The organism is Sneathiella chinensis, assembly GCF_012720115.1.
In the GTDB taxonomy this organism is placed as follows: Bacteria; Pseudomonadota; Alphaproteobacteria; order Sneathiellales; family Sneathiellaceae; genus Sneathiella; species Sneathiella chinensis.
Genome location: NZ_VNWN01000006.1, coordinates 57931 through 74811 on the forward strand (window position 1 = coordinate 57931; position 16881 = coordinate 74811).

Below are 16881 nucleotides of genomic sequence, written 5' to 3' on the forward strand. Positions count from 1 at the left end.
CCTACACCAGTTTAACCTGTTTTTCTTGCGTGTCCGGGGCCACTTTTCCCGGGATCAGGGCGTCAATCGGGCTTTTGACAAGCTGGCGGTCCATGATGCGGTATCCGCGGTCGGCGATCTTCAACAGAGAGGGCCGGTGGCTGACCAGAATAATGGTGCTTTTCCCTTTCCGGTCCAGCAGCACATTCTTGAGGATTTCATCCCCTGCTGCATCAAGGGAGGTGTTGGCCTCGTCAAACAGGATCACCTCGGGGTTCGAGATCAGTGCCCGCGCGATGGTAATACGCTGGCGAATGCCGCCGGGGGTGCTGTCGGCGGCGCCATCGCCGATCACCGTGTCATAACCAAGGGGAAGATGTTTGATCACCTCGTCCAGACCCAACTGGCGGGACAGTTCCAACGCCGCATCGATAAAGGGGCCTTTCCGGAAAGCGGTCAGGTTGTCCATGATGGTGCCGTTGAAAATGGTGGCGGTCTGGGGCAGATAGGCGATCCGCTCGCTCAGCAATGCATGCGGCAGGTGAGAGACATCCTGACCGTTCAGAAGGACGCGCCCCGCAGTTGGGGTCAGCAGGCCCCGCGCCAGCCACAGCAGGCTTGTCTTGCCCGCGCCGTTGCCACCGGTAATCGCTGTGATGCTACCGGCAGGGAAGGCGCCGTTCAGGGTATCGAACAGGTCGTCATGCTGGTCCCCATATCCAAAGGACAGGTTTTCAAAGTCGATTGTGCCGCCGTTGGCAGGGCGAGGCAGCAAGGGGCTCGGTACCGGAGAGCCGGGCGCAAGGGACGTTTCCGGGGTGCTGGAGTTGGCCACCTCTTGCGGCAGGGAGAGCAGGGATTGCACCCGTTCCTTTGACAGCTTCACATTCTGGTAGTGGGTCCACACCCCCATGGCCCGAAGCAGGGGCTGCAACGCCCGGCCGGACAGCAGGGTGCAGGCGGCAAGGCCGCCAATGGTCAGCCGCTCGTCGATCACCAGAAACGCCCCGAAGGACGCCACCGCAATCAGCGTCAGTTGCGAAAAGGAGGTTCCCAATCCTTGCGCCAGATTATGCTGCAGGGACACGTTGCGGATGACGTTGGCGGTTGTTTCCTGAAGCCGTTCATAACGGCGGACCATCTGCGCCTCCAGGGCAAGGCTCTTGACCGTATGGATGCCGGTCAGCACCTCGATCAGGAAGTTATAGCGCCGGTCGTCCCATGTGGCGCGTTCCTCAAGGCCTTTTTTGAGATCCCGGCTGACAAGCAGGGTGACAAGGGCGAAGCCGAGCAGGAGGAGGGCCGGGGCCAGCACCAGCACGCCGCCGATATAGGCCACCATTGCGAGGAAAATCAGCGCAAAGGGCAGGTCGATGAAAATCAGCAGGTTGTGGCCGGACATGAATTCCCGCAGGTTTTCGATGGCATTGAAACGATGCAGGTAGACACCGGCGGCCTCTTTCTCAAAACGCACGATATTGGTGCCAAGGGTGCGCGACAGGGCGCGGCACCCGGCGATATGCTCGAACCGTGCCCCGGAATAGGCGGTAAGATAAGATCGGGCCAGCCGGAAAAAAGCCTCCAGCAGCAGGGCAATGCCCACCCCCACCACCAGCAGCAGCAGGGTCTGTGTCGCATTGTTCGGCAAAATCCGGTCATAGACCTGCAGGATCATGACCGGCAGGGCAAGGGCCAGCACATTCAGCGCGAGCGAGGTCAGTATGATGCTGGTACGGCTGCCGGTTGCGGCGGGAAGTGTCCCTTCGCGCAGCATCGGCTTGTCATCCTGCAAATGATGTTTATCCAACTTTCATTCCCCGCCTGGATACTTTTCGTGGGTATCTCCTGTTCCTGTATGGGTGATTATTGGTTTAATTTTCGTAAAAATTGGAAATTGGGGGCGAAAAACGGGAAAATTCTTCTTGGGTAAAGAGGGCGCGATCAGGCGCAAAATTCGGGGAGAACGGCCGCAATATCAAAATACATAAAATTTTATTCAAATTAATTTCAAGTAAGAGGGGGAGCGTTATTTGACTTGTTGGTCTTTCAGTTGAAAGTTTACTTAAAATTATATTCAATTACTGTTAAATTAATATTTTGTTAATATGATTGGTTATACTGGAGAAACGACCCCCTGCAAAGCAGGGAGGATATCCCGGATCATTCTAACAGGATTGAAAAGCGATGAGCGACACGACGAGACCGGAAAGCGAACAGGTCACAGACGATCTGGAACTTTTGACCGCCGCAGGCTCACAGCGCAAATCGGGCCTGTCTTCAACCGAAGCCGAAAGCGGCGAGGGGGGCCGGGTCAAGACGGCGGACGCCTCGCTTGCCAATATTCATACGGGCGGCCGCGATCCTTACGAAGCCTCACAGGAAACACGGCAGGACGGCGCTTTGGTAGGCGACGAGACGGCCCCGGAGACCGCTTCGGATGCGGCACCGGACGATCGCGCCGGAATTGACGCCCTGTCACCCGGTTCGGGCGACAGCGGTTCTGATGCGGGACTGGATGATAGTCGGTCCGGCGGCGGCCGGGACCGGGTTGAGTTCGAGGATGTGGTCCTTGAACTGGATGGTGAGACGCCGTCAGACGCGGCGCCCGCCTGGCAACAGGCCCAAGGCGCAGCGTCTTCCGTCCGCGCCCCTTCCCAATCCCAGCCGGAGACGGGGGGCAGTGTTGCTGCCGCGTCTTCTTCCGCAGCTTTGAAAGATCAGGGCAGCGGCGATCTGGCGACTGGGGGGAGCGATCCCGTGTCAGACACCGGCCAAGAGGATGATCGCAACACTGATCGCGGCAACGGCCAAGAGGGCGGATTTCCGGGCGGTCCGGGTGTTCCGGAAACAGATGGTAGCGGTGATCCAACAGGCGACCCATCGGAGGGTTCCGGCGACGGCGAGGACGGCACACCGCCTCCCACCGATGGCGGGGGTCCGGAAACCCCTGATCCTGAAGGGCCTTCAGAACCGGAAGAGCCGGAAAATCCGACCGTGCCGGAAACCGGCGGCGGTGACGATGGCGGTGATACTGGCGATACTGGCGATAGCGGTGATGGCTCCGGTTCCGGCGGTAGCGGTAGTGGCTCTGGCGGGGGCGGAAGCAATCCGGTTTCGGATAATGATGTGCATGACCCCGGCCTTCAGGACAGCGCCACCCTGATCGGCACGGATGAGGATGACCAGAAAAGCACCAAGCTGATGGGCACCAACCATACGGATGATATTATCTATGGTCTTGGCGGCGACGACGACCTGATGGGCAAGGGCGGGAATGACACGCTTGTTGCCGGGGACGGCGACGATACCATCAAGGCCGGGCAGGGCGATGACCACCTGTATGGCGGTGCGGGCGATGACGACCTGCGCGGCGAGGGTGGCGATGACCTGATTTATGGCGGCGCTGGCAACGATGACATCACGGGCGGTGTCGGCAATGACACCATTTACGGCGGCACGGGCGATGATCATGTCGTTGGCGGTGCTGGCGATGACATGTTCTATTTCGGTGGCAATGACGGCATGGATACCTTTGTCGGGGGTAATGGCGGCGGTTGGTCCGACACCATTGTCCTGACAGACGGGTTGCCGGGTGGGGATGTTTCCGATTGGCTGACCCTGACCAGCGGCTCCATCGAGACCACCGACGACGGGGCCATCTTCCTGTCAGAAGACGCCTCCGGCACCATTACCCTTGGCGAGGATGCGGTCCTGACATTTGAAGGCGTGGAGAAAATCGAGGGCTAGGCCCCCTGCGCCTTGCCCTCAGGCGTCATTGACAAGGCTCACATGGCGGCAATAGGGCTTCAAATCCCGGACAGACCCGCCTGCGGCGACAATTCGCCGGACCTGTGCCGTGTCCCTGACCACCAATCCGCAGAGAGCATGAAGGCCATACTCATGCAGGATCGGAGAGAGCGGAGTCCCGGGTCCGACAAGGGCCGTCATCCCGTTCTGTCCGGCCGCCAGCAGGGGCGGTAATGTCTTGTTGATCAGGGTGGACGCGGTGATGAAGACGGCATCGCTCGACCGGATCAGGTCGGGGGCTGCCGAGGCTGGAAACTGACCGGGTTTCGGGTCCAGTTCCACAATTCGCGCCGCCGGGAATTTCTCGCGTGCCCCCTTGAAGGCCCCGATAAAGGTAACCGGTCCGTCCTGCGGGCCAAACACGTCCAGCCCGTTTAGATCGGCCCCTTCAAGGTCCGCCCTGTTTATATGGCAGTTGATCGCGGCGATGCCGATGGCGACCTCAAAGGGGTTGTCGGAAAAACATTTTTCCGCCAGCGTCCGCAGGCTGTACCGGGTCAGGTGGCCCGCTTCGGGAACGGACCGGCAGCCATGGGTGCCCCGCGCCGGGGTATGGGCAAGGCCGGCCCCTTTTTCTGTTTCAACCAGTGTCCAGTTCAGGCCGACGGTCACCGCGGTTACGGGGATATCGGGAACCGTGTCGGTCAGTTCCCGGTACAGGCGATCCTTGGGCCACCAGTCCCGGAATGCCTGCAGATCCATCGGCAGGATCGAGGTTAGCCCGCCGGTAAAGCGGTTCCACTGATCGGCGGCAAAGGCCGGAACAGCGATGAGGATGGGAATACCCTCCGCCATGACGCTCAGGATGCTGTCGGCAATGCCTTCGCCGCGCTGCTCCGCCTCGCCGAATTTCTCGACGATAACCAGATCGGCTTTCTCATCGATGGCCCGTTGCAGCGCGCTGGAGGACAGGGTCAGGGCCGACAGGTCCAGACCGCATTCCCGTGGACCGGCCGGTTTGTTGTCGGTGCGGACAATGGGAAACCGTTCGCCGTTGTCCAGATCAATGGCGTCCACCCCGGTGCGAAGGCCATCTCCGTCCCGCAAGACCTGTTGGCGAAGCCCGCCGATTTTCCAGCCGCGCTTTTTCATGGTCTCGGCAAAGCGAAGAAGATAGGCCAACTCGGCAGCATTGTTATACAGAACCGCAGCGGCATGGATGGGCATGGAAATATCGGTCACCTCTCACCTCTTGTCAGCGAGACTAAAAAAGACTGTTGGCCCAGCCTAAGGGGCGCGGGGCATGAAAATCCAGTCTTTCTGCCCTGATTGTCCTTAAAGGGCAGTACGGAAAATGAAAAAGGCTAGTTTCCGTTGCGTAAATTTGTGCTATCAGTTTAAACATGGTGATATCACAAACTGTATCCTAAGAAACTCCCACCAAGAGGATGTGAAAATGAATCAGAATCAAGCCTTCAAAGGGTTGAAAGTTGCAGACTTCAGTCAGGGTGTGGCCGGTCCGTATTGCGGCATGATGCTGGCTCAAGGTGGTGCAAGTGTTACCAAGGTTGAACCGACCGGTGGTGACTGGGCACGGACCCTTGGGACAACCTATGGCGAATACTGCGCCCATGCCATTGTCGTGAACCTTGGCAAGAAATCCATTTCCATTGACCTGAAAAACCCGGAAGGGTTGGCTCTGGCCCGGAAAATTGCCGAAGAGGCGGACGTGGTTCTGGAATCCTTCCGTCCCGGCGTGATGAAGAAATTCGGGCTGGATTACGACAGTGTTTCCAAAAACAACAGCAACGTCATCTATCTGTCCGTGACAGGCTATGGTCAGGAAGGGCCGTACAGCACCCGTCCGGTTACCGACAGCGCCATTCAGGGCTTTTCCGGCTGGATGTCCATCACCCGTGATGAAAACGGTATGCCCATGAAAAGCGGCATGGTCGTCATTGATTTCCTGACCGGCCTGTTCGCCTACCAGAGCGTGATGAAGGCCCTTATCGGTCGCGGTGTCAGCGGCGAGGGTGCCTATATCGACTGTAACCTGATGCAGGCCGCCGCCGCCTTCCAGAGCGCGAAAATCCTTGAGCATCATCTTGAAGGTGGCTCTCCGAACGTGCTGTATGTTCCGGCAGGAACTGTCCAGACAGCGGATGGCTATGTCGGGATTGCCGTGATGCGCGAAGGGCACTATGCGGAACTTTGCAAGGTTCTCGGCCGTGAAGACCTGATCGATCACGAGGATTACAACTCTCGTGAAAAACGGGTTGTGCATGAAAAGCCGCTGATGGCCGAAATTCGCCGGGAATTCCTGCGCAAGACCACCGCACAATGGTCGAAGGAACTGGAAGCCGCTGGCGTGATCCACAGCCCGATCAACGGATATGCCGATTATCTGGAGAACGAACAGTCCAAGGCCGTGAACAGCTATAGCTGGATCGACCATGAGGTTGTCGGGAAAATCCCGCTGCCGCGTATTCCGGGCTTCGATGGTTTTGTCAATGGCAGCGAACTGGCTCACAGCCCGCTGGTCGGCGAGCATTCCGATCAGGTTCTTGAAGGACTGGGCCTCAGCGAGGCGGAAATCGCGGCGCTGAAGGAAAAAGGCGCGGTCTTTAGCCGCTAAACGCTAGCCGGTAACAGAAACTCGGCAACTTAGTAAAGGGGAGGCGGGGCAGCCAACCGGCCTTCTTTCAAAAAGACCAGATACAAAAAGGGGCGTGTGATTGGATCACACGCCCCTTTTCAGTTGGTATCAAACCCGGTTGGCTCAGGCCTTGCCGAAGCCACCGCCACCCGGTGTTTCGATCACGACCGTATCACCCGGTGCCAGATCGACCTCGTCATTGCCTTTCAGCTGGACCTTGTCACCGTTGCTGCGGACAACATAGTTGTTACCGCGGGCACCGGCTTCACCGCCGTCCAGACCGTACGGGTCAGTATTGCGGTGCAGGGACAGGAAGGTGGCCGTCATGTCTTCCAGGAACTTCATCCGGCGAATGGCGCCGTCACCGCCTGAGAAGCGACCCTTACCGCCGGAACCCCGACGGATGCAGAACTCTTCCACGCGAACCGGGAAACGCCATTCCAGAACTTCCGGGTCGGTCATGCGGGTGTTGGTCATGTGACTGTGAACCGCGCTGGTACCGTTATGGTCCGGCCCGGCACCCGTGCCGCCGCAGATGGTTTCGTAGTTCTGGTACTTGTCGTTGCCGTACAGGAAGTTGTTCATGGTCCCCTGTGAGGAGGCCAGAACACCAAGGGCACCGTACAGGGCATCCGTGACACACTGCGAAACTTCCGTGTTACCGGCAATCACCGCCGCCGGGTAGGCGGGGTTCAGCATGGACCCTTCCGGAACCACAACCTTGATCGGTTTCAGGCAGCCTTCGTTCAGCGGAATTTCATCCTCGACCAGTGTCCGGAAAACATACAGGACAGCGGCCTTGCTGATGGCCAGCGGCGCGTTGTAGTTCATTTCATCCTGCGGTGAGGTGCCGGTGAAATCAACCGTTGCGCTGCGGTCAGCCTTGTTCACGGAAATCTTGACCTGGATTTTGGCTCCCGTATCCAGCGGATAGGTGAACTCGCAATCCTTCAGGGCGTCCAGAACCCGGCGAACGGATTCCTCGGCGTTGTCCTGAACGTGGGTCATATAAGCGGATACCACGTCAATGCCGAAGTGATCGATCATCTTGCGCAGTTCCCGGATGCCGGTCTCGTTTGCCGCAATCTGGGCAATCAGGTCGGCAACGTTCTGGTCCGGGTTCCGGCACGGATACTGACCGCTGGTCAGCATGGCGCGGGTTTCCTCTTCGCGGAAGTGACCTTTGGAGACCAGCAGGAAGTTGTCGATCAGGACGCCTTCCTCGTCGATGTGACGGCTGTCCGGCGGGGAGGACCCCGGTGTCCGGCCACCGATATCGGCATGGTGTCCGCGTGACCCCACATAGAAGATGATCTCCTTGCCGTCCCGGTCGAAGACCGGTGAAATGACCGTGACGTCCGGCAGGTGTGTCCCACCATTATACGGAGCGTTCAGGGCAAACACGTCACCCGGAGACATCTTGCCTGCATTTTCGGTGATGATGGTCTTGATGCTTTCGCCCATGGATCCAAGATGGACCGGCATATGCGGGGCGTTGGCAACCAGATTGCCTTCGGTGTCGAAAATCGCACAGGAGAAGTCAAGCCGTTCCTTGATGTTCACGGATTGGGATGTGTTGGCAAGGGTTGCCCCCATCTGTTCCGCAATGGACATGAACAGGTTGTTGAACACTTCCAGCATCACCGGGTCGGCATCGGTCCCGACGGCCTCGGTTTTCGGCCGGGCTTCGATACGATCCAGAACAAGGTGCATGCGGGCGTTCAGTGTGGCCTGCCAGCCCTGTTCGATGATGATGGTGCCGGTTTTCTCGATCAGGATGGCCGGACCCGGAATTTTCTGGTTCGGGACCATGTGATCGCGATTGTACAAAGGCACCATCTTGCGGTCGTTGCCTGTGTACATGGAGACGGTATCCACCGGTTCCAGATCGGCTGGGGCTGCATCGCTGGCCACTTCCGGGTCTTCAACGGAATCGGTCAGGCCGACCGCTTCAACGGAAACTGCCTCGATGATCAGGCCGCGATTTTCGGCGATAAAGCCGAACCGCTGCTTGTGGGCCTGTTCGAACTCTTCCTTCATGGTCGCCGGATCGGTCATGGTGACCAGCAGGGCGGTGTCGGAACCCACATATTTGATATGGGCTTTGCGGATCAGTTCGATATTCTCGGCCGGGACGCCTTGCGCCACCACCTCGTCAGAGGCTTCCTTGCCAAGCGGGGCGGTTGCCTTCTCACAGATTTCAAGGGCATTGTCGCCAAAGCTCTCTTCAACCTGCATTTCGCGCATGGCGCGGATATCGGCAAGACCCATGCCATAGGCAGAAAGAACACCAGAGAACGGATGCAGGAAGACGCGGGTCATGCCAAGGGCATCCGCTACAAGGCAGGCATGCTGGCCGCCCGCACCGCCGAAGCAGTTCAGGGTGTATTCGGTGACGTCATAGCCGCGCTGGACAGAGATTTCCTTGATGGCATTGGCCATATTTTCAACGGCAATACGCAGGAAGCCTTCGGCCACTTCTTCAGGGGACTGAAGGGGCGCGCCGGTGGATTTGGCAATGTCTTCCGCCATGTCCGAGAATTTCTGGCGCACCGCATCCGCATCAAGCGGCTCGTCCGCATTGGGGCCGAATACCTTGGGGAAGTGGTCCGGCTGGATTTTACCCAGCATGACGTTACAGTCGGTAACAGCCAGCGGGCCGCCGCGGCGGTAACTGGTCGGTCCCGGATTGGCACCGGCAGATTCCGGCCCAACGCGATAGCGCGCACCGTCAAAGGTCAGAAGCGAACCGCCGCCCGCGGCAACCGTATGAATGTGCATCATCGGCGCCCGCATGCGAACACCGGCGACAACAGTTTCAAAGCTGCGCTCATACTCGCCGTCATAATGGGTGACGTCGGTGGATGTACCGCCCATGTCAAAGCCGATCAGCTTGGTATAGCCGCTCATGGCTGCGGTCCGGGTCATGCCGACAACACCGCCGGCCGGGCCGGACAGGATGGCGTCCTTACCCTGGAACAGGCGGGCGTCGGTCAGGCCACCGTTGGACTGCATGAACATCAGCCGTGCACCGGAGCCGGAATCGGTTCCAAGGGCTTCGGAAACCTGATTGACGTAACGGCGCAGGATCGGGGACAGATAGGCGTCCACAACCGTGGTGTCGCCGCGGCTGACCAGTTTCATCAGCGGGCTGATGTCATGGCTGACGGAAATCTGGGTAAAGCCGACCTCGCGGGCGATATCGGCAATCCGCTTTTCGTGATCCGTATAGCGATAGCCGTGGATCAGGGCGATGGCAACGCCGCGAATACCGTCATCAAAGGCTGCCTGCAGGTCCGCACGGACCTTGTCTTCATCCAGTGGTGTGACAACGGCGCCGTGGGCGTCCATGCGCTCATTGGCTTCGATCACACGCTCATACAGCAGTTCGGGAAGAACGATATGGCGGGCGAACAGTTTCGGGCGGCTCTGGTATCCGATGCGCAGGGCATCGCCAAATCCCTTGGTGGTGACGAACACGGTCCGGTCGCCGTCCCGCTCCAGCAGGGCGTTGGTCGCAACCGTGGTGCCCATCTTTACATACTCAATGGTATGCTCGGGAATCGGGTCTGTCTTTGCAAGGCCCAGAAGTTCGCGAATGCCCTGAACGGCCGCATCCTTGTACTGTTCCGGATTCTCGGACAGCAGCTTGTGCGAAATCAGTTCACCATCCGGCTTTTTGGCAACGATATCTGTAAAGGTGCCGCCGCGATCAACCCAAAATTGCCACATCTGATTTTTCTCCTACTGGATACTGTGATATGGTAGGACGCTAAAATAACATTGACAAAACGTCAACGTTTTTATATCGTTTTTACGCATTCACAAGGAACAAACTTAATCGGGGAGTATAAGTATGAACGCTTTTTCAAAACTTCTGTCTGCCGGCACGTTCGCGATCGGCACGATGGTCGGGTCCGCTGCGGTTGCGGATACATGGGATATGCCGACGCCGTATCCTGACAAAACATTTCATACCGTTAATATTACTGAATTCGCAAGAGATGTCGAGGCTGCAACAAACGGTGCCCTCACAATCAAGATCCATTCTGCCGGCTCTCTGTTCAAACACGCGGAAATCAGCAAGGCTGTTCGCGGCGGACAGGTTCCGATCGGCGAATTTTTCATGTCCCTGCTGAATAACGAGCAGGCCGTTTTCGGTGCCGACAGCCAGCCTTTCCTGGCCACCAACTATGACGACGCCAAGCGTCTGTGGGATGCCCAGAAGCCGGTCGTGACCGCGCTGCTGGACAAACAGGGCCTGATGCCGCTGTTCTCCGTTCCGTGGCCGCCGCAGGGTCTGTACACTAAGAAGGAAATCAACTCTGTTGAGGACCTGAAGGGCCTGAAGTTCCGCGCTTATAACGCGACGTTGGAAAAATTTGCAAATCTGGCCGGCGCCGCACCGACACAGGTTGAGGTTCCGGATATCCCGCAGGCCTTCACCACGGGCCGCGTTGAAGCCATGATCACATCCCCGTCCACCGGTGCCAACTCCAAGGCATGGGACTATGTAACTCATTACACTGACATTCAGGCGTGGGTTCCGAAGAACATCGTGGTTGTGAACAAGCGGGCGTTCCGCAAGCTGGACAAGGCTGTTCAGGACGCCGTTCTGGCCGAAGCCGCCAAGGCAGAGGCACGGGGCTGGGAAATGAGCCGCGAGGAAACTGCAGCCAAGATCAAGGTCATGCAGGACAACGGCATTACCATTGTCACACCGACCGAAGAGCTGATGACTGGCCTCAAGGAAATCGGGGCGACCATGCTTGAAGACTGGAAAGCCGCTGCTGGCGAAGAAGGTCAGAAGGTGCTGAGCGCCTACGGCAAATAACATTGACTTTTCAAGGGCGGCATATGGCCGCCCTTGTTATTTACGCTTGCTTGTGCGGGAGACAGGAATGCGTTGTTTTTTGAATTTTTTATATAAGGCAAGCGGGTGGACCGCCGCCCTGTTCATCCTGGCCATTTGTATTCTTGTCATGGCACAGGTGACGCTCAACCTGATTGACAAGGTCTATGGTGCGCTGTTTGGTGTGCCGTTCGGGTTGACCATTCCATCCTATGCCGATTTTACCGGATTTTTCCTGGCCGCGTCGTCCTTTCTGGCGCTGGCCTATACCTTGCGCGAGGGCGGACATATCCGTGTGAGCCTGCTGCTCCACCAGTTTTCGCACCGCGTCCAACATTTCTTTGAAATTCTGTGCCTGTCCATTGCGGCGGCAATTACCCTTTACTTCACATGGTTCACAGGACGGCTGGTTCTTGAATCCTGGACCTATGGCGATTTGTCTGCGGGCATGATTGCCGTTCCCATCTGGATACCGCAGGCCAGTATTCTGGTTGGCCTTGCCATTCTGGCCATTGCCGTTCTGGACGAGTTGATCTCTGTGCTTCTTGGGCACGGGGCGTCCTATGAAGGCAAGGGGGAAAACCTTCTGGTGGACGAGGATGATACCGCCGCCGACTATATCGCTGGGGAGGATCGTCCATGACCGAAATTGCACTGACAGCGCTTCTTTTACTTGTTCTTCTGGCCCTGCTTGGGGCCGGTGTCTGGGTTGCCTTCTCCCTGCTGGCTGTGGGGATGGTGGGCATGTTTGTCTTTACCGATGCCCCGGTTGGCGATGTTCTGGCCACAACCGCATGGGGCGCCAGCAATTCCTGGGCGCTGGCGGCGCTGCCGCTGTTTATCTGGATGGGGGAAATCCTGTTCCGCTCCCGTTTGTCGGAAGACATGTTCACCGGTCTTGCGCCGTGGATGAACCGCCTTCCCGGACGGCTTCTGCATGTGAATATCATCGGTTGCGGAATCTTTGCGGCCGTGTCCGGGTCTTCCGCCGCGACGGCGGCCACCATTGGCAAACTGTCCATTCCGGAACTTTCAAAGCGGAAATATCCTGAAAAACTGATGATCGGGACCTTGGCCGGTTCCGCGACGCTGGGCTTGCTGATCCCGCCGTCCATCATCCTGATTGTTTATGGCGTGGCCACGGAACAGTCCATTGCCCGCCTGTTCATGGCCGGGGTTGTGCCGGGCATCATGCTGGTCGGCCTGTTTGTTGGTTTTGTCATTCTGTGGGCGTTGTTCAACAAGGACAAGCTGCCGGTCGAGGAAAGCCGCTCCAGCCTGCGCGAGAAACTCTATCATTCCCGCCGCCTGATCCCGGTGGTGATGCTGATTGGCGGTGTGATGGGGTCCATCTATGCCGGGATCGCATCGCCGACCGATGCCGCAGCGGTCGGCGTGGTGCTGGCACTGGCCCTGTCCTGGTTTACCGGATCACTGAACCGCGAGACCTTCCTTGACGGGCTGATCGGGGCCACGAAAACCTCCTGCATGATTGCCTTCATTCTGGCAGGCGCGGCCTTCCTGACCGTGGCCATGGGCTTTACCGGTATTCCCAAGATGCTGGCGGTCTGGATTGGTGGCATGAACCTGTCCCCGTATGAACTGCTGTTCGCGCTGACAATTTTCTTTGTCATCCTAGGCTGTTTCCTTGACGGGATTTCCGTTGTCGTGCTGACCACCTCCGTGATCATGCCGATGGTGGAGCAGGCGGGCATCGATCCGCTGTGGTTCGGTATCTATATCGTGGTTGTTGTGGAAATGTCCCAGATCACACCGCCGGTCGGGTTCAACCTGTTTGTCCTGCAATCCCTGACAGGACGGAACATCCTGAATGTGGCCATGGCGGCACTGCCGTTCTTCCTGCTGATGTTTGTCGCGCTGGCGGCCATCGTGGCGGTGCCGGAAATTGTGACATGGCTGCCGAACAACATGAACTGACCGTGCGCGTAGAGGAGTAGAATAATGACAGAAAAGAATATCCCGCACATCGTCTCATCCGAGCATCTGGCCTCCGAAAACGGATGGCAGATGAGTGAACTGGAATACGGCATGATCATGGCCTATAACGCGTTCAACCGTTGGATGGTGCGCTGCATGACCGCCGTTGGATACAGCGATTTCAACGGCTTGGACATTCTTGTTCTGCACAATGTCAACCACCGTCAGCGCGAGAAACGGCTGGTGGATGTGGCTTTCATGCTGAATGTGGAAGATTCCCACACCATCAACTATTCCCTCAAGAAGCTGATGAAATCCGATCTGATCCAGAGCGAGAAACGGGGCAAGGAAATGTTCTATTCCACCACCCCGAAAGGCGCCGAGGTCTGTGCGGAATATCGCAAGGTCCGGGATGTGTGCCTGCTGGAATCCGCAGCGGCAACAGATCGGGACTTCAACGAGATCAGCAAGACCGCGACAGTGCTGCGAAGCGTGTCCGGTCTGTACGATCAGGCCGCCCGCGCCGCGGCCTCTATCTAGGCGATCCGGGGCGGCCAACCAAGAAAGAGATTGGTTGGCCGCCCCGATCCCGTTACTCTTGGGGCCGCATCTGTTTGGGGCCCGGAATATGAAACTTTCGAAAACATTTGGACGCTGGCCGACAAGGCTGGTTCTTGCGGTTGCCATAGTGGCGATGGCGGGGGCGGGCCTGTATGGCTTTCGGGTGCCTTTGGCCGAGAGGGGCCTTGCCTATCACCTGAAAAGCCTCGGCTTCGATCAACCGTCTTTTCAGGTGACCTCTATTGAGACGGACGGCGCGGTGATCGAGGATGTGATCCTTGGTCCCGATCTTTCCGCAGGACGACTGGCGGTGAAGTATCATCTGGCCGGTCTGCTGTCCGGGCAGGTGGATGGCGTGACGATAGACCGCCTGAACGCCGACCTGTCCGACCCGGAGGGCGGTGCCCTGTCCGTCCTGATGGGCTTTGCCGAAACGGATGCTGCTTCTGATACGGGCAATGAAAGCCCCCTGACCATTCCCCCCATTTCTGTGACCGATGCCCGTATCAAGGCCGCCTTGGGACCAACCGGGCTTGACGCGGTCCTGAACGGTACCCTTGATGCAGCAGGGGCTCTTGCAGCCCGGGTTCAGGTGAACGCCACCCACGAGGAAGGCGGGCAGGGCATCGCCCTTGACGGGTTGGACCTGTCTGTTGCCGGCAGCCTGCCCGAAACCCGCCTTGATATCCGCATTGAGGATGGCAAACTGGTGCATCGCGCAGACCTTCCCGCATGGCCGCCGGTTCCCTTGACGGGCACGGTCAGCCTGAACCCGGAGCGGGCGGATTTCAGCCTTGCGGCGGCCCTTCAGGAAGGCTCCCATGCCTTGAAGCTGCAGGGCTTTCATGATCTGGTCGGCGGGGCGGGACAGGGAAACCTGACCGTTACTGATTTTGTGTTTCAGAAAACGGGCCTTCGCCCCGGTGATCTGTCCCCGTATCTTGCGGACCTGCCGCCGCTGGATGCGGCCTTGTCCGCCCGCGCCCACGCCGGGTGGAGCGGGGAGGGCCTAACCCTCACCAGTGATCTGGAGGTCACAGGCCTGTCTGTGGAGGGGGAGGGATATACCGCCGCGTCCGAGCGGATCGCGCTTTCGGCAACAGGACAGTATGACTTTGCCAGCGGGGACCACCATCTGGCGGTGCGCGGGCAGGATCTGGCCGGATTGCTGATCATGAACGAGGACAGGATCACCGTCAAAAACGGTGAACTGGCCGTCCGTATCCGGGAATTTGGGCAGCAGATTACGGTTGAGACCTTGTCCGTATCTGTGTCCGATCCCATCGCAAAACCCCTGTTTCCGCCGCTGCTCCTGACCGCCACCGCCGCCCTGACAGAAGACGGCGCAAAGGCGGAAGGCCGTGTGACAGGCCGGGATGATGAGGTGACGCTGGCCTATGACCTGCAGTCGGAGCGGGCTTTCTCTCGCGTGGACATCACCGGGAAACTGGACCCCCTGACTGTGGGCCGGGGCGGGATTACGCCTGAAAAACTGTCCCGGTTGTTATCGGCCCTTCCCGCCGGAACTGGCGGCACGGTGGCCGGTGATGTGGCCCTAGTCTGGAACCGGGCGGCCGGTAACCTCACCGGCACGGTCAATTGGTCCGGGCGGGACATGGTGGTCAAACAGCAGGATATCCGCATCTCCGGCCTGTCCCTGTCCGGGAATGTGGACATATCCGAAAGCGGTTACAGCGGCCGGGTCCGGGATGTCACAGGCCGGGTCGATGCGGGGCCGCGGCAGGCCAGTTTCAAGGGCGGGCAGGCCCAATACCAACTGGATACGGATTTCAAAAACGGCACGGTTGATCTGGTGGGGATGCAGGTAACGGCGGGCAAGGGCCTGTTTCTGAAGCCGCCGGTCACGCTTGCCGGAAACGCGCAGCTTCGGTCCGGGACGCTGGCTGTGAACGGCGGATTGACCACGCTGTTGCTGGGTGAAATGGTCCGCTTTGACGGCAAGGCCGATCTGGACCGGGGGCAGGGACGCATCAGGCTGACCGTTGCTGATATCCCGTTTGAGAAAGGCGGGGTGCAACCGGCGGATCTGGTGCACGGCCTTGGCACAGAGGTGGAGGCCAGTGGGTTTCTTGGCGGTGCGGCGGAACTGGTTTGGTCCGGCGATACGGTGACCACATCGGGCAGCCTTAATCTTGACACGGTTTCCCTGAAAATGGAGGGGATGGAAGCAACCGGCATCACCGGGCGGATCAGGCTGGACAGCCTGATGCCGCTGACCGTCAGCACCCCGCAGGAAATTTCTGCGGATCGTCTGGTGGCGGCCGCCGTTTTTGACCGGCCCTTGCTGCGTTTTCGTGTGGCAACACCACAGGACGCACCGGTTCTGTTCGTGGATTACCTGAGAACCGGGCTTGTCGGCGGCATGGCTGAAATCCGGGATGCGAAACTGGATACGGCAGCGGCGGTCAACCGGGTCACGGTGGAACTGAGTGCGCTGGACCTGGAACAGGTCATGGCCATGGGAAATATTCCCGATGTGACCGCCACCGGACGGCTGAGCGGTAGCCTGCCGCTGGAATTTGACGGGGACAAGCTGACCATTTCGCTGGGGGAACTGACCGCACTGGAGCCGGGCCATCTGCAGGTCCATTCAGCAGAAGCCCGGCAGGCCCTTGCTGGCGGCGGGGACCAGACAAAGCTGCTGTTCGATATTCTGGAGAATTTCAATTATACCGAATTGTCGATCGCCATTCAAAAGCCCCCCACCGGCGAGGACAAGGTCAGCCTGCATATCAAGGGGGGCAACCCGGATGTGGAAAACAACCGGCCGGTTGTCCTGAATATCAATGTGGAAACGGATCTGGACAAGATCCTTGGGACGGTGCTCGATGGCTATCGGTTGTCGGAACAGGCCCTGCGTGCTACCGTCGGTAAGAAGCGTCAATGATCAAGAGGAAATGCGTGAACGGAAACTCTTACGGAATATTGCCTGTTACCCTGCTTGCAGGATTGGTATTGCTACAGGCCTGTTCGCCGACGGTGAAAGTCGAGGCACCGTCCGAACCTATTACTATCAATCTGAATATCAAACTTGATGCGGAAGTCCGCCTCAAGATCGAAGAAACCGCCAAAGAAGATATCGAGACCAACCCGGAGATTTTCTGATCATGAAACACGCGACGAAAAA

11 protein-coding genes are annotated in these 16881 nt (G+C 58.5%); 8 read left to right on the forward strand and 3 right to left on the reverse strand.

Annotated features, from left to right (window positions below; all coding sequences use genetic code 11):
- Position 1: 1 nt before the first annotated feature.
- Entirely contained in the window at positions 2-1786 is a 1785-nt protein-coding gene (locus FQB27_RS10375) for a peptidase domain-containing ABC transporter (protein WP_169560984.1), read from the reverse strand.
- 377 nt (positions 1787-2163) lie between these two features.
- Here FQB27_RS10375 and FQB27_RS10380 point away from each other — a divergent pair, with 377 nt between their 5' ends.
- A complete protein-coding gene (locus tag FQB27_RS10380; RefSeq protein WP_169560985.1) occupies positions 2164-3726 on the forward strand; it encodes a hypothetical protein in 1563 nt (520 codons plus the stop codon).
- Positions 3727-3744: 18 nt separating this feature from the next.
- On the opposite strand, the gene FQB27_RS10385 is transcribed toward FQB27_RS10380, so the two are convergent.
- Positions 3745-4968: a DUF2478 domain-containing protein gene (locus FQB27_RS10385; RefSeq protein WP_169560986.1), complete on the reverse strand. Its 1224-nt coding sequence runs from the start codon at positions 4966-4968 to the stop codon at positions 3745-3747.
- Between the two features lie 214 nt (positions 4969-5182).
- On the opposite strand from FQB27_RS10385, the gene FQB27_RS10390 reads away from it, so the two are divergent.
- Complete coding sequence (locus FQB27_RS10390; protein ID WP_169560987.1) at positions 5183-6361, forward strand: CaiB/BaiF CoA transferase family protein; 1179 nt, start codon at positions 5183-5185, stop codon at positions 6359-6361.
- Between the two features lie 144 nt (positions 6362-6505).
- On the opposite strand, the gene FQB27_RS10395 is transcribed toward FQB27_RS10390, so the two are convergent.
- Complete coding sequence (locus FQB27_RS10395; protein ID WP_169560988.1) at positions 6506-10114, reverse strand: hydantoinase B/oxoprolinase family protein; 3609 nt, start codon at positions 10112-10114, stop codon at positions 6506-6508.
- 124 nt (positions 10115-10238) lie between these two features.
- Between FQB27_RS10395 and FQB27_RS10400 the strand changes: the two genes are divergently transcribed.
- From FQB27_RS10400 to FQB27_RS10425, 6 genes are all read left to right on the forward strand, one after another.
- Complete coding sequence (locus FQB27_RS10400) at positions 10239-11216, forward strand: TRAP transporter substrate-binding protein (protein ID WP_169560989.1); 978 nt, start codon at positions 10239-10241, stop codon at positions 11214-11216.
- A gap of 79 nt (positions 11217-11295) precedes the next feature.
- Positions 11296-11877: a TRAP transporter small permease gene (locus FQB27_RS10405; RefSeq protein WP_206374546.1), complete on the forward strand. Its 582-nt coding sequence runs from the start codon at positions 11296-11298 to the stop codon at positions 11875-11877.
- Positions 11874-13172, forward strand: a complete 1299-nt coding sequence (locus FQB27_RS10410; RefSeq protein WP_169560991.1) for a TRAP transporter large permease — start codon at positions 11874-11876, stop codon at positions 13170-13172. The genes FQB27_RS10405 and FQB27_RS10410 overlap by 4 nt, the downstream gene beginning before the upstream one ends.
- Before the next feature lie 24 nt (positions 13173-13196).
- A complete protein-coding gene (locus tag FQB27_RS10415) occupies positions 13197-13712 on the forward strand; it encodes a winged helix DNA-binding protein (protein WP_169560992.1) in 516 nt (171 codons plus the stop codon).
- Positions 13713-13800: 88 nt separating this feature from the next.
- Positions 13801-16641, forward strand: a complete 2841-nt coding sequence (locus FQB27_RS10420) for an intermembrane phospholipid transport protein YdbH family protein (protein WP_169560993.1) — start codon at positions 13801-13803, stop codon at positions 16639-16641.
- Positions 16638-16859 carry a YnbE family lipoprotein gene (locus FQB27_RS10425; RefSeq protein WP_169560994.1) on the forward strand — a complete coding sequence of 74 codons (222 nt, stop codon included), beginning with the start codon at positions 16638-16640 and terminating at the stop codon, positions 16857-16859. The genes FQB27_RS10420 and FQB27_RS10425 overlap by 4 nt, the downstream gene beginning before the upstream one ends.
- Positions 16860-16881 lie beyond the last annotated feature (22 nt).